We start from the raw sequence: 17,855 nt of genomic DNA, 5'->3' as shown, positions 1-17,855 counted from the left end.
CCGCGGACAGATGCCTACGCAGCGTCGCATGGCGGCTCCGAAGGCTTTGCCGATGTCCGCACGGTGGGATAGTTCGTCGGAGCCACCACTGTCCACAACAGGCTTAGTGCGGGAACATAGGCACATGAGCGAAACCGCATTAACCCATGTTGGGGGCCCGACGGCCTTGCTGAAGTACGGCGGCTGGACCTTCCTCACCGACCCCACCTTTGATGAACCGGGCGAGTTCCAGGCGCCGAGCGGAACCTTGGTGAAGACCATAAGGCCGGCCATCCGGGTCGAAGACCTGCCGGCGGTGGACGTGATCCTGCTCTCGCATGACCAGCATGTCGACAACTTGGATTCGTCCGGCCGGCGCTTGGTGGAATCCGGCGGCGCAAGGGTGCTCGGAACCCTGGAGGCAGCGGGACGGATGACGGGCGTCTCCGGCATGGCTCCGTGGGAGCGATCAGTGCTTGAGGCTGCCGACCGGGCGACGGTCACCGTTACCTCCGTCCCGGCGCAGCACGGACCCGACGGGTGCGAACCGGTGGTCGGTATCGTGACCGGATTCGTTCTTACGGCATCCGATCTGCCCACCGTTTATGTGAGTGGAGACAACGCTTCGCTGGACGTGGTCAGCGCCGTCGCCGGACGGTTCGCACCTATTGGCTTGGCGGTGCTCTTCGCCGGCGCTGCCCGGGTGGGCGCCTTAGACAACGCCGCCTTGACGCTGACCGCCCAAGACGCAGCGGCAGCTGCCCGCGCGCTGGACGCGGCCGTCGTCGTGCCGGTCCATGCCGAGGGGTGGAGTCACTACAGCGAAGGCCACGAGGAGTTGCGCAGTGCATTCGCCGCTGCCGGCCTTCAGGACCTGCTGCGGATCCCTACGCCGGGGGAAAAGTTGTCCTTGTAGGCACGGCGTCCCGCCGGTTAGCGCCCAGATGAACTTCATGCGGCAGTTCACCTTTTGTTCATCCGGTCTTGCCGGCTGCGATTCCCCCGCCGCTAGAGTGGGCTGATGCCGCGTCTTGCCTTCGAAGCCTCCGGACCCGAGTCCGCCGAAACCATCCTCTTCCTGCATGGTGCGGGCTGGCCGGGTATCACCTGGCACCAGCAAATGAAGCACTTCTCCAAGTCCCACCGCTGCCTTGCCGCGGACCTGCCGGGCCATGGCGCCAGCAGCGGCATCGGCTGGCAGAATCTGGACGCGACAGCCAAACTGGTCGCCGAACTGATCGAATCCGTCACGGACCAGCCGGTCCACCTGGTCGGCCTGTCGATGGGCGGTGACGTTGGGCTGCGGTTGCTGGCACAACGCCCGGAGCTGGTGCGGACCGCCCTGCTGACCGGGGTCCTCGTGCTCCCGGTGCCGCGGTGGATGCTGAAGGCCCAGCTTGCCCTCGCGGGCCTGACCAAGAACCGCGTCCTATGGCGGGCCTCGGCCAAGTACCTGCGGCTCGGTCCCGAGCAGATGGCTGCATACCTGGCGGAGAATCAGCCGCTGGACCCGCAGCAATACCGGGCGATCATCTCGGAGATCTTCGTCGGCACGAACGTCGCGGGCCTCGACCAAGCCGCCTGCCCGGTACTCATCGCTGCTGGCGAAAAGGAACCGCGGCAGGCCCGGGAGTCCGCAGCGGTGCTGGCCGGGCTGATGCCGAACGCCCGCGGCGGACTGGCACCGAAGTCCCCGCACGAGTGGCCGATGAACCGTCCTGAGCTTTTCAACCGAACGCTGGAGGAATGGCTGGCGGATCGGGCCGTGCTGCCCCGGACACTGCTTCCGGCCTGAGCACCTCGCCGTCGCGGCACCACGCCCCGCCGTCCCCTCCAACACAACGCTGCACGCGCGGCGCCGCCCGTTCCCAGCCTCCACTCAGGATCTCCGGCCTACCATGGATGGGTATTCCGAGTGCCGCCTGCACCTGATGAGGCACTGACCGGGGACGATGGGAGCGAGGAGCGTAGTGCAGGCCCTTCTGAAGATTGCAGCCAGCGGCTTGGTAACGGCCGTCATGCTGACATCGTGCAGCGCTGACCCGGCAAGGCAAACAACGACGGCGGTGCCCGCCCCCTCTGCGTCGGCCGCGGTACCGACCGCCCCTGCCGAAGCACCCACGCCACCTGACCCGGCCGACAAACAATCCGCCACCGCATCGCCCAGCCCGGCACCGCCGTCGGGCTCCACTGACGCCAAGGGAGGCGGCAAAGCAGGCAAAGACGCCCGCTTGTGGGGCCGTTATGGCGACCAGGCCGACGCCTGCGCAGCGGTGGCCGCCAACGTGGCCTCGCTCCTGCTGGTCCCGCTGGGCTTTATGACCGGCGTGAAGGACTCCGACCTGCAGTCCTTGCAGGATGAACTGGACGAATTCAGCCGCAAGGTCCCGCCCGAGCTCACCGATGATCTGGACCGTATCGAACGCCTGCTGAAACGGTCAGCACCCGACCGCGACTTCGACGTCACCGCCTTTGCCGAAGCGCTTCAGCCGGTGCAGGACTGGCTGGCCGAACACTGCGGGGAATGAGGCGTTAGGCTTGCCCTGAGAGTCAGCACAGCCCAGGGAGAACAGATGCACAGCGAGGATCGGCCGCCCGCCCCGTCCGTGGGAGATGCTCCGGGGCAAGTCCCCGTCTCCGCACCTGACGCAACCCCTGCAGGCGGCACGGAACTGCCGGACCTGCAGACGCCGGGACAGGCCGAGATTGACCCGGCGCTGCTTCCCGACTCGGCGGTGGTGGTCCCGGTCGCTCCGGGCCGCACCACCATTTCCGAAGCGGCGGTGGCCAAGGTCGCGGCGGTTGCCGCCCGCTCCGTTCCCGGGGTCTATGCGCTGGGCAGCGGCACCGCGCGCGCCTTGAGCGCGCTACGCGATGTGGTGGGTGGCAGCGACGCGGGCCAGGGCGTGCACGTGGAGGTCGGCCAGACCCAGGTCGCCGTGGACATCAACCTGGTGGCCGTCTACGGCAAGCCGCTGCACGAGCTGGCGGGCAGCGTGCGCGCGGCGGTGTACACCGCCGTCGAGCAATTGGTGGGGCTGGACGTGGTTGAAGTGAACGTGGAGATCAACGACGTGCACGTGCCCGGGCTGGACCCCAAGGCGCCGGCGGAGAAGCCGGTCCGTCAGGTGGCCCAGTAACAGGATGCGTGGATCGGTGGGAGGAGCAAGGATGAGCTACACGGTGGTCGGCATGGCCGTCGGCGCGGTGCTGGCGTGGGCCGCGCTGGTGTTCCACTTCTGGGGATTCCTGCTGATGGCGGTGTTCCTGATGGTGGGAGCGCTGCTGGGCCGCGCCGCGGAAGGGAAACTCGACTGGCGCAGCATCCGCGATGCCTTGACCGGACGACGCTCGTCTTCATGACGGACCGCGCCGTGCCCGCCGAGAAACTGCCTCCCCGCCCGGCCAGGCCAGCGCCTGTCTACCGCCCGAACGGAGAGCCGTTGGCGGCAGAGCCCGCCGGGCCGCCCGCGGAGAGCTACGCCGGGCACACCCGGGTCAGCACACAGGCCTTGACTAGCACCGCCCAGGGCGCCGCGGCGCGGGTGCTGGGAATCTCGCCCGGACTGGTCCGCGCCACGTGGAGTGACGACGCCGGTTCGCTCGCCCTGTCCCTGGCGCTGCCCGTCGGCATCCCCTCGCTGAACAGGGTGCTGCGCGACCCCCAACTGGTGGCCGGTTTCGGCGGTTCGGTCTGGGACCGGGCCCATGCGGCCAAGGGAGCGATTCTGGCGGAGGTCTCGCGGATCAGCGGTTCGCAGCTGAGCCGGGTGGACATCAGGGTCACCGGCATCCGCGTGCAGGAAGGGGGCCGGGTCCGGTGAACCACACCGAGGTTGAAAGCGACCGGCCGGCCGGCCAACGTCTGGCCGATGAGCGCCTGGCCAACCGGGAGCTGCGCAGTTCCCGGGCCACGGCGTCGGTGATTGCCGCCGTCCTTATTGCTTTGGTCGGCCTGTACCTGCTGCTCGAAGCCGCCTTGAAGGCGATCGGGCAGCCGTCCTGGCTGGCCGATCCGGAGGAGGTGGCCGGCTGGCTGCACCAGTTGCCGGGCAATGTGGCACCGGCCGTGCTGGGTGCGTCCGGGGCACTGATCTTGCTGCTGGGGCTGTTCTTTTTCCTGCAGGGAGTGCTGCCGGGGCATCTGCACCGCCACCGCATTCCCGGCCGCCGGGGAGTTGTGGTGGTGGACGATGAGGTGCTCGCATCCTCGCTGGCGCGCCGCGCCCGCACCGAGGCGGAGGTGACGCGCGAGCAGGTGCTGGTGGTGGTGTCGCGTGGCTTGGTGGACGTCCGGCTGCGGCCCACGTCCGGCATTCCCGTGAACGCCGATGCCATCCAGCTGGCGGTGGAGGACGAAGTTCGCCGCTCGCGGATCAGTCCGGTCCCGCAGGTCCGAGTCTTCGTCTCCAGCTCCGGGGTGGTGGGACAGTGAATCAGACCCCCCGGACCCTGAACCGCATCCTGATCACCCTCCTTGGGCTGCTGCTGATGCTCGCCGGCGGCACCGCCCTGGCGCTCGCGCTGGTTCCGGCACTCGCGGGCTGGTGGCATGCCGCCACTGCACAAGCCGGCGCCAACCTGCAGGCGGTGCTGGACGCCACCACTTTGCCCGGCCAGCGGGACAGCTGGCTCTGGATCGTGGCGTCCCTGCTGCTGCTTCTGCTGGTGCTGCTGATGATCGCGTGGGTCGCGCAGCAAGGCAAGGGCCGCACCGGAACCATCGCCGCTGATTACGACGGCGACGGCGCGCCCGGCGCCGTCCAGCTCAGTTCCGGCGTGGCCGAGCAGGCGCTGCGGGCCGCGCTGCTGGAACGCGACAGCATCCTGCACGCAACCGTGACGGCCTTCGACTACGACGGCGGCGGAGCCCTGCGCATCCGGGTGGTGCCCCGGCTGGGCGTATCCCCGCAAGCCGTGGCCGACGAAGTCTCCGACCTGGTCGAAGCGCTGGACCTTGCCCTCGGCATGAGCTTCCCGGTGGTGATCCACCTGGTGGCCGGCGCCCGCTCGCGCCTGGTCCGTGCCGACCGCGTCCGCTGACCTGAGCGGGCGGGCTAGCGTCCGGTGGTCAGCCAGGCGGCGGCGTTTGGTGCCAGCGAGCCGCTGTCGGCGGTTCGGTCCGTCGACGCTACGAGCACCGAAGCGCCGGCGGGCAACCGGATCGCTGAGCTGCCCAGGTTGGCCAGCACCTGCACCGTTCCGTTCCGGAAGCTCAAGACGCCGGACGCCGGATTGTGCTCCGCCGCCCACTCGAAGCTGCCCTGGCCGAGCTTCCGCTCGGCGCGCAGGCCCAGCGCCGCCCGGTACAGTTCGTAGCTGGAACCGGGCACCCCTACCTGCCGGTCCGCGGCATAGCGGGCGAAACCCTCCGGCTGCGGCAGCCACGGTTCGTGCTGGGTGGAGCCCCAGCCGAAGCCATGCGCCTCCGCCCGCCAGGGAATTGGAACACGGCAGCCGTCGCGGCCGCGCTCTTCGCCGCCGGTGCGGAAGAATGCGGGATCCTGGCGCACCTCGGCCGGCAGGGTGGTGTGCTCCGGCAGGCCCAGCTCATCGCCCTGGTAAACGTAGGCGGAGCCGGGCAGCGCCAGCATGACCAGCGCCGCGGCACGGCCGCGGTCATAGCCGAGTACCTCGTCGGGCTGTTCGTCCTCCGGGCCGATGCCCTTGGGAAACGTGGTGGGGTCGGTCAGGCCGTAGCGGGAGCTGTGGCGGACCGTGTCGTGGTTGGACAGCACCCACGTGCTCGGCGCGCCGACAGCCGCTGCCGCCGCCAGCGAATCGTCAATGCTGCGGGCCATACGTTGGGCATCCCAGCCGGCCAGCAGGAAGTCGAAGTTGAAGGCCTGCTGCATTTCGTCCGGCCGGACGTAGGCAAAGAGCCGCTCGGCCGGCTCCACCCAGGCTTCCGCTACCAGCATGCGGTCGCCGTCGTACTCCGCCAATACCTTGTGCCAGTCCCGGTAGATCTCGTGCACGCCGTCCTGGTCGAAGTAGGGCGGGGTGTCCGGGTGGGCGGTCGCTTCCTCCGGGCTGGATTCCTGCAGCCTGGCTTCCTGCCTCAGCGCCGTGCCCTGGATGCTCCCGGCCGGTTCCAGCACCTGCTCCCGGGCCGGGCGGGCATCGGGGGCCGGTGATGCGCCGGCAGGCCGGCCGACGGCAGCCCCGTCGTCGTCGACCAATGCGTCTTCGCCCGGCAGCCGCTCGTTGCCGGCCACCATCGAGGTCTTCGCCGCCCAGTCCGGCAGGCCGTCGGCCTTGACCAAACCGTGGGCCACATCAATCCGGAAGCCGTCCACGCCGCGGTCCAGCCAGAACTTCAGGACGGAGACCATCTCCGCCTGGACCTCCGGGTTCTCCCAGTTCAGGTCCGGCTGCGTGGAGTCGAACAGGTGCAGGTACCACTGGCCCGGCGCGCCGTCGGGGCCGCTGGTCCGGGTCCAGGCGTTGCCGCCGAACACCGACTGCCAGTTGTTGGGCGGCTGGGAACCGTCCGGGCCTTTGCCGTCGCGGAAGATGTAGCGGGCGCGCTCGGGCGAATCCGGGGCGGCCGCCAGCGCGCTGACGAACCAGTCGTGCCGGTCGGAGGTGTGGTTGGGAACCAGGTCGACGATCACCCGCACGCCGAGTTCGTGCGTGCGTGCCAGCAGGGAGTCGAAGTCTTCCAGCGTGCCGAAGAGCGGATCGACGTCGCGGTAGTCGGCCACGTCGTAGCCTGCATCGTTCTGCGGGGAGACGTAGAAGGGCGAGAGCCAGATGGCGTCCACGCCCAGGTTCTTCAGGTAGGGGATTTTGGCGCTGATGCCTGCCAGGTCGCCCATGCCGTCGCCATTGTTGTCCGCAAAGGAGCGCGGATAGATCTGGTAGATGACGGCGTCGCGCCACCACGGTACGGATGCTGCAGCCATTAACACTCCTCGGCTCGCGGGTCAGGACCACTTCCAGCCTAATGATCTTCGCGACCGCGCGGGCAGGCACGATCGCCCGGCGGCCATGAATGCGGCGCAGATCACGATTCGATATCGAAGCGGCCGCCCGCAAAAATGTGTCTTGCAGCACACTTAGTAAGCGTTTACGTTACCAGTTACCAGATTGGTACTTGGGTGGCTTCTTCCTGACCTATCAGCGTCTGCGCGGCCACCGGACAAAGGAGTCACATCATGCACATCGCACGCTCCAGAAAGGCCATCCTGCCGTTGGCTGCGCTCAGCGCCATGGCACTGACACTCTCCGCCTGCGGGGGAAGCACGGAAGAGCCCAGTGGGTCCGAAGCAGCCGCCGACTGTTCCGCCTACGAGTCCTACGGCACCTTTGACGGCGCCGAGGTCAGCGTCTACTCGACCATCACGGATACCGAGCAGGACAAGCTGGAACAGTCCTGGGTGGACTTCGAGCAGTGCACCGGGATCGACGTGGTGTACGAGGGCTCCAATGAATTCGAGACGCAGCTCCAAGTCCGCGCCCAGGCCGGCAACCCGCCGGACGTGGCGATCATTCCGCAGCCGGGCCTGCTGGCCGCGCAGGCACGCGCCGGAAACCTCAAGCCCGCGCCGCAGGAAGTCTCCGACCTGGTGGACAAGAACTGGTCCGCGGACTGGAAGGCCTACGGCACGATCGACGGCACCTTCTACGCCGCGCCGATGCTGGCCAGCGTCAAGGGCTACATCTGGTACCAGCCGTCCACGTTCAAGGACAAGGGCTGGGAGGTCCCGCAAACATGGGACGAGATGATGGCGCTGACCAAGACCATCGCGGACGAGGGCACCATGAAGCCCTGGTGCGCCGGCTTTGAATCCGGCGACGCGACCGGCTGGGCCGGCACCGACTGGATCGAGGATGCCTTGCTGCGCCAGGCCGGTCCGGACGTCTACGACCAGTGGGTCAACCACGACATCCCGTTCAACGATCCGAAGGTCGCCGACGCGTTCGATGCCGTCGGCGACATCCTGAAGACCGAGGACTACGTCAACGGGGGCATCGGTGACGTCCGCTCGATCATCTCCACCTCGGTGGACGACGGCGGCCTGCCGGTGATCGACGGCAGCTGCGCGATGCACCACCAGGCCACCTTCCAGGCGGCCAACTGGCCCGAGGGCACCAACGTGGCCGAGGACGGCGACGTCTGGGCCTTCATCACGCCGGGCCAGGAAGCCGGCGCCAGCGCCATCACCGGCGGCGGCGAGTTCGTGGCTGCCTACACCGAAAGCGAAGAGGTTTCGGCTTACCTGCAGTTCATGGCCTCACCCGAATTCGCCAACAAGCGGGTGGAGCAGGGCGCCGCAATCAGCGCCAACAAGGGCCTTGATCCTGCCCTGGCCACCAGCGACCTGGACCGCCAGTCCATCGAACTGCTGCAGTCGGAAGACACCACTTTCCGCTTCGACGGTTCGGACCTGATGCCCGGTGCGGTGGGCGCCAACTCCTTCTGGAGCGGCGTTGTGGAATGGATCAACGGCAAGTCGACCAAGGAAGTGGTCGACTCGATCGAAGCCAGCTGGCCTTCGGACTAAGCCGCTACCCGTAGCCCGGCCGCGCCGCCCGTGACCAATGCGGGCGGCGCGGCCGGCGCGACCCTTCCCTTCCACGCACCAAGGAGGTAAGTGCCATGGAAGACGTTGGCGAAAAGCTTGTGCAGGTAGTGATCGCGCTGGCAATCTTTGCCGCGATCATCGCCCTGATCATGCTGTTGGTGGACCGGGCCCCGAAGACGTTCCGCGATAAGGCGACCATCATCGGATTCCTGGCACCCGCCGTCGTGCTGTTGGCTATTGGGCTTATTTGGCCAGCCATCCAAACCACCTACCTGGCGTTCACGGACCGCAACGGATCGCCCAACGGCATGGACAACTTCGTCTGGATGTTCACCCAGCCCGAGGCCCTGGTAACGCTAAGGAACACACTGCTGTGGGTTGTGCTGGTGCCGCTGATGTCCACCGGCATCGGGCTGGCCTATGCGGTGTTCATCGACCGGGCGCGCGGCGAGAAGGCGCTGAAGGCCCTGGTCTTCATGCCGATGGCCATTTCCATGGTGGGCGCCGGCGTGATCTGGAAGTTCATGTACACCTACCGCGGGGCCGAACGCGAGCAGATCGGCCTGCTGAACCAGATCCTGGTGTGGTTCGGCGGCGAACCCAAACAGTTCCTGCTGGACGCGCCGGAAAACACCTTCTTCCTGATCGCCGTGATGGTCTGGATCCAGACCGGATTTGCCATGGTCATCCTGTCCGCGGCAATCAAGGGCATTCCCACCGAAATTGTGGAGGCGGCCCGGCTGGACGGGGCGAACGGCAGGCAACAGTTCTTCTCCATTACCGTCCCGTCCATCCGCGGTGCACTGATCGTGGTGGTCACGACGATCACCATCGGCACGCTGAAGGTCTTCGACATTGTCCGGACCATGACCGCGGGCAACTTCGAAACGTCGGTGGTGGCCAACGAGATGTACACCCAGGCGTTCCGCGCCAGCGAGCCGGGACGCGGCGCCGCGCTGGCGCTGATCCTGTTCCTGATGGTGCTCCCGATCGTGCTGTACAACGCCCGGCAGCTGAAGAAGCAGAGGGAAATCCGATGAGCGCAACGCCTGCCATCCCGGCCGCTCCCGAGGCCGCCCTGGCCAAAGCCGCTGAACCGCAGATTCCGATCGCTCGTCGGGTCAAACAGCGCCTCACCTCGCGCGGGGCCACTGCGGCCGCGATCATCATTGCCGTGATCTGGACGGTGCCCACCTTCGGATTGTTCATTTCCTCGCTGCGGCCCGAAGACAACATCCAGGCCAACGGCTGGTGGAACGTCCTGGGCGACCTGGAGTTCACCACCAAGAACTACACCGACGTGCTGGCGTCCGCGGGCGGCTCCGCGTCCAACCTGGGCCAGTACTTCATCAATTCGCTGGCGATCGTCATCCCGGCCACCATCATTCCGCTGGTGATCGCCTCCATGGCGGCCTACGTTTTTGCCTGGGGCCGGTTCCGCGGCAAGGACACGCTGTTCATCTTCATTTTCGCGCTGCAGATCGTGCCGCTGCAGATGGCGCTGATCCCGCTGCTCTCGCTGTTTATCAACCTCAAGATCGGCGAGTTCCAACTGCTGCCGTCAGGGACCTACGCCCAGCTGTGGATAGCGCACAGCATCTTCGCGCTGCCGCTCGCCATCTTCCTGCTGCACAACTTCATTTCCGAGATCCCCGGCGAAGTCATCGAGGCGGCCCGGGTGGACGGCGCGGGACACGCGACGATCTTCTGGCGGATCGTGCTGCCGCTGTCCGTGCCGGCGATCGCCGCCTTCGGCATCTTCCAGTTCCTCTGGGTCTGGAACGACCTGTTGGTGGCGCTGGTGTTCTCCGGCGGCACCGCGGACGTCGCGCCAATCACGCAGCGGTTGGCTGAGCTGACCGGTACCCGCGGCGACGAGTGGCACCGCCTGACGGCGGGCGCGTTCGTCTCCATGATCGTTCCGCTGGCGGTGTTCTTCGGCCTGCAACGCTACTTTGTCCGCGGCCTGATGGCGGGCGGGCTCAAGGGGTGAGGGCGCCGTGACCGGGATCGACGACGTCGCCCGGGCCGCCGGTGTCTCGACGGCCACGGTGTCGCGTGCCCTCCGCGGGCTGACCGGGGTCTCCGCGGCCACCCGCGACCGGGTCCTGCAGACGGCCGACTCGCTGGGCTACGAGCCGTCCTCGTCGGCAGCCCACTTGGCCTCCGGCCGCACCATGGCGATGGGCGTGCTGCTGCCGATGATCGAACGGTGGTACTTTGCGTCCGCGCTGGAAGGTGTGGACCGGGCGTTGCGGGCTGCGGGCTACGATCTGATTGTGTTCAGCCTGGGCGGCTCTGGCACCAACCGCCAACGCGTGTTCCACCGCTCCATGTTGCGCAAGCGGATCGATGCGCTGTTGGTGATGTGCATGCAGTTGACGCCGGACGAGCTGGCCGACCTGCAGGCCTTGGAGTATCCCAATGTGATTGTGGGCGGCCACGTGGACGGGCTGCGCAGCGTCAGCGTGGACGACGCCGCCGCGGCGACCGACGCGGCGGAGTACCTTATTTCGCTCGGTCACACCAGGATTGCCCACCTGAAGGGCGGCGGCGCGTACGGCATCGACTTCGACGTGCCGCGCCGGCGCGAGCAGGCCTTCCGGGACACCATGGCCCGGCACGGGCTGCCGGTCCGGCCGGAATGGCAGGCCATGGGGGGCTTCCGGTTCGCCGGCGGCAAGATTGCCGCTGGCCAGCTGCTGGATGCGCCGGGGGAGCGGCCGACGGCGATCTTCGCCTCCGCGGACGAGATGGCGTTCGGCGCGCTGCTGGCCGCGCACGAACGAGGGCTTCGGGTGCCCGAGGATCTCTCCGTGGTGGGTATTGACGACCACGAGTTCGCCGAGCCGATGGGCCTGACCACTATCCGGCAGCGGCCTGACGAGCAGGGGGCCTACGCCGCGGAGCTGCTGCTGGGTGAACTGCAGGGCAAGGCGCGCCTGGACGTGCCGCGGATCCAGCCGCACGAACTGGTGGTCAGGGCGTCAACCGGGCCACCGCCGTCGTCGTAAACTGGCAGGGAACTCACGCGTAAGGCGACGGTGAGAGGCCAAGGACCCGCCACCGTCGTCGCACATTGGTGCTGATTGGTCAGGAGGCGCGGGCCAGTTGGCGGATCTTGATCCAGCGGCCGGCCAGGCGGCGGTACGCGGCGGCGGCGCCGGTCATGTCTCCGTCGGCCAGCGATTCGATGCCGGCATGCACGTCCGACGGCGATTCGTCCGGGTAGACCAGTTCGGCCACGCGGCCATAGTCCAGCTCCACGACGGCATCGGCCGTGAAGGTCTCCAGCCACTCGATCAGCTCGGTCAGTTCTTCGAGCAGATCGAGCCCCGGTGCTGCCACGGCCAGCGATGCCGCCGCGTAGCGGGCGCGGTCGATGCACTGCGGAACCGGGGCGGCTAGGCGGACGGTCTGCAGCGTGTGGTCGGTCTCCACCCTTTCGGTATGGTCGTCCTCGCGGAACAGCACGAACCAGCCGAACGGGATGCCCCAGGTGGAACTGCGCGTGTGCAGCTTGGCCAGCGATTCCACAAAGTTGTCTGGGTCCAGCCGCGACTGCTGGGCATCGCGCGCGGCTTCCGGCACCAGCAGCCCCAGCAGCGGATCCCGCAGGCTGCTGGAGAGCGATTCGGCGGCCAAGGTACTGCGGACGGCCAGCTGGTTGGGACAGTAGCGTGGGGCGGTGATGCCATCCGCCGTCGGGTAATGCAGTACCCGGATCAGGTCCTCGCTGGTATGCGGGAACGGATCGGACACGGTGCGCGTGATCCGGCGCAGCGAGTCACCGCGGTCCAGGTTCTCCGTCACGTCCCTGCCGCGGCCGCGCTGGCTCATGATGAGCAGCTGCTGGTCGTCGTCGAACACATCGAGTGGTTCGAAGACCCGCAGGTAGGAGACGTACGGAAACTTCATCTCAATCCAGCTCCGCAATAACCGGTGCGTGATCCGATGCGCCCTTGCCCTTGCGCTCCTCGCGGTCGATCATCGCACCGCTGACCCGGGCGGCCAGCGCCGGGGAGGCCAGGATGAAGTCGATGCGCATGCCTTCCTTCTTGGGGAAGCGCAGCTGGGTGTAGTCCCAGTAGGTGTAGACCCCGGGACCGGGCGTGTGCGGCCGGACTACATCCACGAATCCGGCCTCTTCGAAGGCACGGAAAGCGGAGCGCTCCGGCTCGGTGATGTGCGTGGCGTTTTGGGCGCGGAACCATTCGATGTCCCAGACGTCGTCGTCGGTGGGGGCGATGTTCCAGTCACCCATCAGGGCGAGGTTCAGGGTGGGGTCGGCCTGGACCCAGCTGGCGGCTTCTTCTTTCAGCACCTTCAGCCAGTTCAGCTTGTAGGGCATGTGGGGATCGTCGACTGCCCGGCCATTGGGAACATACAGGCTCCAGACCCGCACGCCGCCGCAGGTTGCCCCGATGGCGCGGGCCTCGGCAGCGGTGATCTCTTCGGTCTTGCCGAAGTGCGGCTGGCCGGGAAAGGTCCGTTCCACGTCATCCAGGCCGACCCGGGAGGCGATGGCCACGCCGTTCCACTGGTTCAGGCCGAAGTGCGCCACTTCGTAGCCGTTCTTCTCGAACAGGTCCCACGGGAAGTTCTCATCCTTGGCCTTGGTCTCCTGGATGGCCAGGACATCCACGTCGGAGCGCTGCAGCCAGGCCTCAACGCGGTCGGCGCGGGCACGGATCGAGTTCACATTCCAGGTAGCAATCTTCACAACAGCTACGTTACCCAAACGGCGCATGCTGCGCTTCTCGTCCGGGCGAAACGGGCCGCGGGGAGGCGAAACCGCGCAGTGCGGGTGGCGGAACCGCGCCGAGCTGTGGCGAAACGGGGGCGCGCGGAGGCGGAACCGCGCAGTGCGGGTGGCGGAACCGGGGCGCGCGGAGGCGGAACCAGCCCGCGCGCTGCCGAAACCGCGTAGCCGACCCTGCGGCTTCCTTCGGCCGGGGGGTATGTTGGAGATATGTTCGCCGATAAGCCGCAGACCCTCGCAGATCCGAACGAACAGCAGCAGAGGAAAGCCATGCTGCAAACCGAGCCGGCCATTCAAGAGCTTGAAGAATGGCGGGAGGCATACGCCAAGACGCGGAAAGAGCCTGTACCGCATTTTGACCCGGCGGATGCCGGTTCCGCGGCCCGGGTGCTCTTCTTGCTCGACAGCCCCGGAAGCAACACGGTCACCGCCGAGGGGCTGGGATTCGTCTCAGTCGACAACCCGGACCAGGCCGCCGAGCGGTGCTGGAACGAACGGAACGAGGCGGAGCTTCACGACGGAATCCTCCAGTGGAACACGGTTCCCTTTTTCCTGGACGGCGCTGAGCCGACCCCAATCCAGACCATCGCCGGGGTCAAGGCGCTCAAAACCGTCCTCGGGCTGCTGCCACGCCTTCAAGTAGTCGTATTGTGTGGAACCTTCACCAAGACCCAGTGGGCCAAGCACATGGGTGCGTTCACCCGGCCGACTGTCATCAAGGCGCCCAGCCCCGGCGGCAAGGCCTTGATCAGCAAGAAAAACCAGGAAGACTTCCGTAAGGCAGTGAGGCGGGCGAAGAGCCTGGTCGGCTGAGCTTCAGCCGGTTCCCGGGCCCACCCCGCTCAACAGGTGCCCGGACCGCCCGAGCTTCATCGGGTCCCCGGGCCGACGGTGTCGAGCGCTTCGGCCAGCAGCGCCTCGATGGTGTCGTCGAGCTGCCCCGCGGCCGTAATGGATAGCCGGTGGGTCATCACCTTCCGGGTGGTCGGAAAAGCCTGGAGCAGCTGTGGGTGCTCTACCCGCCTCAGCAAATGGATCGCAACTTCCAATCGATCGGAAAGGGTGAACGCGTCAGCGAATACGCGTTGGTCTGCCCACGCGACTTCCGTCCGGTGGACCCGCTCCTGAACCGGACCGAGCGACAGGACTATTGCCCGGAACTCCAGGAACAACGAGACGGCCTTCGGGTTTCTGTTCGCGAGGAATTCGTCAAGCTCCACCCTCCAGCTCCCGGCTCCTGCGCAGCGACGCAGCCTTGGACGGGTCCTAGCTACGCCACCACTTGTCCAGGATGGACACTGGGGTTGTGCGCTTGTGCCTGGTCATCAGGTAGCGCTGCTCGATCTTCTCGGCGACCTCATCGGGGACCGCGCCGCCCTCTAGGTATTCGTCGATGTGGTCGTAGCTGATGCCCAGTTCGTCTTCATCCGTGCGGCCCGGCTTGTCATCCAGCAGGTCCGCCGTCGGCACCTTGTGCGCCACCTGGTCGCTGGCGCCCAGATGTTCCAGGAGTTGGCGGTTCTGCCGCTTGTTCAGTCCAAAGAGCGGCAAGACGTCGGCCGCGCCGTCGCCGAACTTCGTGAAGAAGCCAGTCACCGACTCGGCGCCGTGGTCGGTGCCCAGCACCAGATAGTTGTGCTGACCGGCCAGCGCGTACTGGGCCATCATCCGGGCGCGTGCCTTGATGTTGCCCTTGTTGAAGTCCGTGATCTCCTCGCCGGTGGTCGACGTGAACTCGGACTGGAAACCGTCAACGGCCGACTTGATGTTGAACGTCCATGACGCCGTCGGCTTGATGAAGTCCATCGCGGCCTGGGCGTCGTCTTCGTCATGCTGGACGCCGTACGGTAGGCGCACGGCCACGAACGTGGCGTCGACGCCCTCGGCCTTGAGCTCGTCCACGGCCAGCTGAGCGAGCTTGCCGGCAAGGCTGGAGTCGATCCCCCCGCTGATGCCGAGCACAAAGCCCTTGGTGCGGCTGGTCTTGAGGTAGTCCTTGAGGAATCCGACGCGCCGCGCGACTTCCTGCGCCGGGTCGATGGAGGGCTGGACGCCCAGTTCGTCAATGATCGTGGCCTGGAGTTCACGCATGACCACAGCCTACTGGAGGACCCCGGCCGGGTGTCCACGTATTGGCGGGCACCTGAGCATCGCCGCAGGTCAGGGGCTCGGCCCGCGTCAAGACGTGGACAATTCTGGTTGAACATGGACAGTTACGGCCGGGGACCGCCCAGCCGCCTTACCTGCGCCGACCGCCCAGCCGCCTTACCGGCGCCGCCCGCAACCGCCCTGCCGCGTTTCTGGCGCCGCTCCGGCCGCGCTCGACCGGCCGCTCCAGCGCCCCGCCTCCCCGCCCCGCCCCGCCTCCCCGCCCCGCCCCTACTGCTTGAACGCGGCATCGAAAGACACCGAGGGCGGCTCGAAGTCGAACCGCTTCAGGAACTCCAGCGCCTCCGGTGCCCCCTGCAGCCGGTCCATCCCGGCGTCCTCCCACTCCACCGAGATCGGCCCGTCGTACCCGATCGCCGCCAGTGCCCGGAAGCTGGCCTCCCACGGCACGTCTCCCCGCCCGGTGGAGACGAAGTCCCAGCCGCGCCGCGGGTCGCCCCACGGCAGGTGCGACCCCAGCCGGGTGTTACGCCCGGTGATCCGCAACTTCGTGTCCTTGCAGTCCACGTGGTAGATCCGGTCCTTGAAATCCCAGATCAGCGACACCGGGTCAATGTCCTGCCACATCATGTGGCTCGGATCCCAGTTGATCCCGAACGCCTCGCGGTGACCCACCGCCTCCAGCGCCCGCACGGTGGACCAGTAGTCGTAGGCGATCTCGGACGGGTGGATCTCGTGCGCGAACCGCACGCCGCATTCATCGAACACGTCCAGGATGGGGTTCCAGCGGTCGGCGAAGTCCCGGTAGCCCGCGTCGATCACATGGGCCGGCACCGGCGGGAACATCGCCACGTACTGCCAGATCGAGGACCCGGTGAACCCCACCACGGTCTTCACCCCGAGTCGCTGCGCCAGCCGCGCGGTGTGCATCATCTCCTCTGCCGCCCGCGTCCGCACGCCCTCCGGATCGCCGTCGCCCCAGACGCGCCCGCCGACGATCGCCTGGTGCCGGAAGTCGATCGGGTCGTCGCAGACCGCCTGGCCCTTCAGATGGTTGGAGATGGCCCACACCTTCAGTCCGTGGCGCTCCAGGATGCCCAGCCGGTCGGCGATGTAGTCGTCGTCGTCCCAGCGCCATGCGTCCAGATGGTCGCCGGACACCGCGATCTCCAGGCCGTCGTAGCCCCAGCCGGCGGCCAGTTCCGCCACCTGCTCGAAGGGCAGGTCCGCCCATTGGCCGGTGAACAGGGTGAAGTTACGAGGCATCGGTTGCTCCTGTCGCTGAAAGGTCGTGGCGGCTGCCGGGTCCGGCCAGAACGACGGCGGTGCCCCCCTGGGCGGCGCTGCGCACCATGGCGTCCAGCACCTTTTGCACCGCCAGGCCGTCCTCGAAACTCGGACTGGGTGCCGATCCGGCAACCACCGCGGCCAGGAAATCAGCGGCCTGGCTGGTGAACGTGTGGTCCCAGCCGAGCACGTGCCCGGGCGGCCACCAGGCCTGCAGGTACGGGTGCGACTGCTCGGTGACCAGGATCCTTGCCGCACCTGCAAGCCCCGGCGGGGCACCGGCGTCGTAATAGTGGAGCTCATTGAGCCGCTCCAGGTCGAAGCTGAGGTGCCCGCCCGATCCGTACACCTCGATCCGCAGCGCATTCTTGCGGCCGGTGGCCATCCGGGTGACCTCCAGGCTGGCCACCGCGCCGGAATCCAGCCGCAGCGTGGCCCACGCGGCGTCGTCCACCGTCACCGGTTCCGGCCCGTCCGGACCCTGCCGGGTGTCCACGAAGGTGTTGAGCGTTGCGGACACGGAGGTGACCCGCGCGCCGAGCAGGAAGTGGATCTGGTCCACCGCGTGCGAGGCCAGGTCGCCGAGCGCCCCGGAGCCGGCGGTCTCCCGGCGCAGCCGCCAGGTCATTGGCGCGGCATCGTCGGCCAGCCAGTCCTGCAGGTAGGCGATCCGCACCTGTCGCACGGTGCCGATCCTGCCCTCGGCGATCAGCTGCCGGGCCAGGGCCAGCGCCGGAACCCGCCGGTAGTTGAAGCCGACCATCGCGTGCACGCCGGCGGCGCGGGCGCTGCGGGCCGCGGCCGCCATCAGCTCCGCCTCCGCCACCGAGTTGGCCAGCGGTTTCTCCACGATCACGTGCTTGCCGGCCTCCAGCGCGGCGACGGCCAGCTCGGCATGCAAATGCCCCGGAGTGCAGATGTCCACGATCTGCACATCGTCGCGGGCCAGGACGGCACGCCAATCCGTGGAGCCCTCGGCCCAGCCGTACCGGGCGGCGTCCGCGGCCACGCCGTGCGGGTCCCGGCCGGCCAGGACCCGCTGGGCCACCGCGGGCCCGCCCGGATAGAAGGCGGAGACGTTGCGCCAGGCATTCGAGTGCGCCTTGCCCATGAAGGCGTGCCCCAGCACTGCCACGCCCAGCGGCGGCCCGTCCGGATTGGCGGTCATCGTCTTCTCCTTCGTGCTC

20 protein-coding genes are annotated in these 17,855 nt (G+C 67.7%); 13 read left to right on the top strand and 7 right to left on the bottom strand.

Translation table 11 applies throughout. The annotated features are described in order from the left end of the window. Positions 1-124: 124 nt before the first annotated feature. The 8 genes from MNQ99_RS00220 to MNQ99_RS00185 all read left to right on the top strand — a co-directional run bounded on the left by MNQ99_RS00220 (position 125) and on the right by MNQ99_RS00185 (position 5,022). A complete protein-coding gene (locus tag MNQ99_RS00220; protein ID WP_241914016.1) occupies positions 125-895 on the top strand; it encodes an MBL fold metallo-hydrolase in 771 nt (256 codons plus the stop codon). A gap of 105 nt (positions 896-1,000) precedes the next feature. Continuing rightward, the gene (locus MNQ99_RS00215) at positions 1,001-1,774 is read left to right on the top strand and encodes an alpha/beta fold hydrolase (RefSeq protein WP_241914015.1); all 774 of its coding nucleotides are present in this window, start codon (positions 1,001-1,003) and stop codon (positions 1,772-1,774) included. Positions 1,775-1,949: 175 nt separating this feature from the next. Beyond that, complete coding sequence (locus MNQ99_RS00210; protein WP_241914014.1) at positions 1,950-2,507, top strand: hypothetical protein; 558 nt, start codon at positions 1,950-1,952, stop codon at positions 2,505-2,507. Between the two features lie 45 nt (positions 2,508-2,552). Further along, the gene (locus MNQ99_RS00205; protein WP_241914013.1) at positions 2,553-3,119 is read left to right on the top strand and encodes an Asp23/Gls24 family envelope stress response protein; all 567 of its coding nucleotides are present in this window, start codon (positions 2,553-2,555) and stop codon (positions 3,117-3,119) included. Positions 3,120-3,150: 31 nt separating this feature from the next. After that, positions 3,151-3,342 (top strand): DUF2273 domain-containing protein, encoded by a 192-nt coding sequence (locus MNQ99_RS00200; protein WP_127513076.1) that lies wholly within the window; start codon positions 3,151-3,153, stop codon positions 3,340-3,342. After that, positions 3,339-3,803, top strand: coding sequence for a hypothetical protein (locus MNQ99_RS00195; protein WP_338423106.1), 465 nt, complete (start codon positions 3,339-3,341; stop codon positions 3,801-3,803). The genes MNQ99_RS00200 and MNQ99_RS00195 overlap by 4 nt, the downstream gene beginning before the upstream one ends. Beyond that, positions 3,800-4,414, top strand: coding sequence for a hypothetical protein (locus MNQ99_RS00190; protein WP_241914012.1), 615 nt, complete (start codon positions 3,800-3,802; stop codon positions 4,412-4,414). The genes MNQ99_RS00195 and MNQ99_RS00190 overlap by 4 nt, the downstream gene beginning before the upstream one ends. Next, on the top strand, positions 4,411-5,022 hold the full coding sequence (locus tag MNQ99_RS00185) for a hypothetical protein (protein ID WP_127513075.1): 612 nt from the start codon (positions 4,411-4,413) through the stop codon (positions 5,020-5,022). Before MNQ99_RS00190 ends, MNQ99_RS00185 begins: the two co-directional genes overlap by 4 nt. A gap of 14 nt (positions 5,023-5,036) precedes the next feature. Here MNQ99_RS00185 and MNQ99_RS00180 read toward each other — a convergent pair whose 3' ends face one another. Beyond that, positions 5,037-6,887: a glycoside hydrolase family 13 protein gene (locus MNQ99_RS00180; RefSeq protein WP_241914011.1), complete on the bottom strand. Its 1,851-nt coding sequence runs from the start codon at positions 6,885-6,887 to the stop codon at positions 5,037-5,039. Positions 6,888-7,139: 252 nt separating this feature from the next. On the opposite strand from MNQ99_RS00180, the gene MNQ99_RS00175 reads away from it, so the two are divergent. The 4 genes from MNQ99_RS00175 (at position 7,140) to MNQ99_RS00160 (ending at position 11,524) form a co-directional block, all read left to right on the top strand. Next, complete coding sequence (locus tag MNQ99_RS00175; protein WP_241914010.1) at positions 7,140-8,489, top strand: ABC transporter substrate-binding protein; 1,350 nt, start codon at positions 7,140-7,142, stop codon at positions 8,487-8,489. Positions 8,490-8,584: 95 nt separating this feature from the next. Beyond that, positions 8,585-9,550: a carbohydrate ABC transporter permease gene (locus MNQ99_RS00170; protein WP_127513069.1), complete on the top strand. Its 966-nt coding sequence runs from the start codon at positions 8,585-8,587 to the stop codon at positions 9,548-9,550. Beyond that, positions 9,547-10,503 carry a carbohydrate ABC transporter permease gene (locus MNQ99_RS00165; protein WP_241914009.1) on the top strand — a complete coding sequence of 319 codons (957 nt, stop codon included), beginning with the start codon at positions 9,547-9,549 and terminating at the stop codon, positions 10,501-10,503. The genes MNQ99_RS00170 and MNQ99_RS00165 overlap by 4 nt, the downstream gene beginning before the upstream one ends. A 7-nt stretch (positions 10,504-10,510) precedes the next feature. Next, positions 10,511-11,524, top strand: coding sequence for a LacI family DNA-binding transcriptional regulator (locus MNQ99_RS00160; RefSeq protein ID WP_241914008.1), 1,014 nt, complete (start codon positions 10,511-10,513; stop codon positions 11,522-11,524). A gap of 79 nt (positions 11,525-11,603) precedes the next feature. Here MNQ99_RS00160 and MNQ99_RS00155 read toward each other — a convergent pair whose 3' ends face one another. Then, positions 11,604-12,428: a DUF8083 family protein gene (locus MNQ99_RS00155; protein ID WP_127513066.1), complete on the bottom strand. Its 825-nt coding sequence runs from the start codon at positions 12,426-12,428 to the stop codon at positions 11,604-11,606. A 1-nt stretch (position 12,429) separates the two neighbouring features. Next, positions 12,430-13,233 carry an exodeoxyribonuclease III gene (locus tag MNQ99_RS00150; protein ID WP_127513065.1) on the bottom strand — a complete coding sequence of 268 codons (804 nt, stop codon included), beginning with the start codon at positions 13,231-13,233 and terminating at the stop codon, positions 12,430-12,432. 249 nt (positions 13,234-13,482) lie between these two features. Here MNQ99_RS00150 and MNQ99_RS00145 point away from each other — a divergent pair, with 249 nt between their 5' ends. Beyond that, on the top strand, positions 13,483-14,085 hold the full coding sequence (locus MNQ99_RS00145) for a uracil-DNA glycosylase family protein (RefSeq protein WP_127513064.1): 603 nt from the start codon (positions 13,483-13,485) through the stop codon (positions 14,083-14,085). 56 nt (positions 14,086-14,141) lie between these two features. Here MNQ99_RS00145 and MNQ99_RS00140 read toward each other — a convergent pair whose 3' ends face one another. The 4 genes from MNQ99_RS00140 to MNQ99_RS00125 form a co-directional block, all read right to left on the bottom strand. Beyond that, the gene (locus MNQ99_RS00140) at positions 14,142-14,492 is read right to left on the bottom strand and encodes a DUF5655 domain-containing protein (RefSeq protein WP_241914007.1); all 351 of its coding nucleotides are present in this window, start codon (positions 14,490-14,492) and stop codon (positions 14,142-14,144) included. 46 nt (positions 14,493-14,538) lie between these two features. Further along, positions 14,539-15,363: an ammonia-dependent NAD(+) synthetase gene (nadE, locus tag MNQ99_RS00135; protein WP_241914006.1), complete on the bottom strand. Its 825-nt coding sequence runs from the start codon at positions 15,361-15,363 to the stop codon at positions 14,539-14,541. 288 nt (positions 15,364-15,651) lie between these two features. After that, a complete protein-coding gene (locus tag MNQ99_RS00130) occupies positions 15,652-16,647 on the bottom strand; it encodes a sugar phosphate isomerase/epimerase family protein (protein WP_241914005.1) in 996 nt (331 codons plus the stop codon). After that, a complete protein-coding gene (locus tag MNQ99_RS00125; protein ID WP_241914004.1) occupies positions 16,637-17,836 on the bottom strand; it encodes a Gfo/Idh/MocA family protein in 1,200 nt (399 codons plus the stop codon). The genes MNQ99_RS00130 and MNQ99_RS00125 overlap by 11 nt, the downstream gene beginning before the upstream one ends. Positions 17,837-17,855 lie beyond the last annotated feature (19 nt).

It is taken from the genome of Arthrobacter sulfonylureivorans (genome assembly GCF_022637435.1).
GTDB classification, from domain to species: Bacteria; Actinomycetota; Actinomycetes; order Actinomycetales; family Micrococcaceae; genus Crystallibacter; species Crystallibacter sulfonylureivorans.
The sequence above is the reverse complement of the archived record's forward strand: the minus strand, read 5'-3'. Positions and strand labels throughout refer to the sequence as shown.

What these genes read in the sequence shown, in the direction of transcription:
- MNQ99_RS00220 (WP_241914016.1), top strand. Translation starts at nt 125, where the DNA reads ATGAGCGAAACCGCATTAACCCATGTTGGGGGCCCGACGGCCTTGCTG.
- MNQ99_RS00215 (WP_241914015.1), top strand. Translation starts at nt 1,001, where the DNA reads ATGCCGCGTCTTGCCTTCGAAGCCTCCGGACCCGAGTCCGCCGAAACC.
- MNQ99_RS00205 (WP_241914013.1), top strand. Translation starts at nt 2,553, where the DNA reads ATGCACAGCGAGGATCGGCCGCCCGCCCCGTCCGTGGGAGATGCTCCG.
- MNQ99_RS00200 (WP_127513076.1), top strand. Translation starts at nt 3,151, where the DNA reads ATGAGCTACACGGTGGTCGGCATGGCCGTCGGCGCGGTGCTGGCGTGG.
- MNQ99_RS00195 (WP_338423106.1), top strand. Translation starts at nt 3,339, where the DNA reads ATGACGGACCGCGCCGTGCCCGCCGAGAAACTGCCTCCCCGCCCGGCC.
- MNQ99_RS00180 (WP_241914011.1), bottom strand. Translation starts at nt 6,887, where the DNA reads ATGGCTGCAGCATCCGTACCGTGGTGGCGCGACGCCGTCATCTACCAG.
- MNQ99_RS00175 (WP_241914010.1), top strand. Translation starts at nt 7,140, where the DNA reads ATGCACATCGCACGCTCCAGAAAGGCCATCCTGCCGTTGGCTGCGCTC.
- MNQ99_RS00170 (WP_127513069.1), top strand. Translation starts at nt 8,585, where the DNA reads ATGGAAGACGTTGGCGAAAAGCTTGTGCAGGTAGTGATCGCGCTGGCA.
- MNQ99_RS00165 (WP_241914009.1), top strand. Translation starts at nt 9,547, where the DNA reads ATGAGCGCAACGCCTGCCATCCCGGCCGCTCCCGAGGCCGCCCTGGCC.
- MNQ99_RS00155 (WP_127513066.1), bottom strand. Translation starts at nt 12,428, where the DNA reads ATGAAGTTTCCGTACGTCTCCTACCTGCGGGTCTTCGAACCACTCGAT.
- MNQ99_RS00145 (WP_127513064.1), top strand. Translation starts at nt 13,483, where the DNA reads ATGTTCGCCGATAAGCCGCAGACCCTCGCAGATCCGAACGAACAGCAG.
- nadE (WP_241914006.1), bottom strand. Translation starts at nt 15,363, where the DNA reads ATGCGTGAACTCCAGGCCACGATCATTGACGAACTGGGCGTCCAGCCC.
- MNQ99_RS00130 (WP_241914005.1), bottom strand. Translation starts at nt 16,647, where the DNA reads ATGCCTCGTAACTTCACCCTGTTCACCGGCCAATGGGCGGACCTGCCC.
- MNQ99_RS00125 (WP_241914004.1), bottom strand. Translation starts at nt 17,836, where the DNA reads ATGACCGCCAATCCGGACGGGCCGCCGCTGGGCGTGGCAGTGCTGGGG.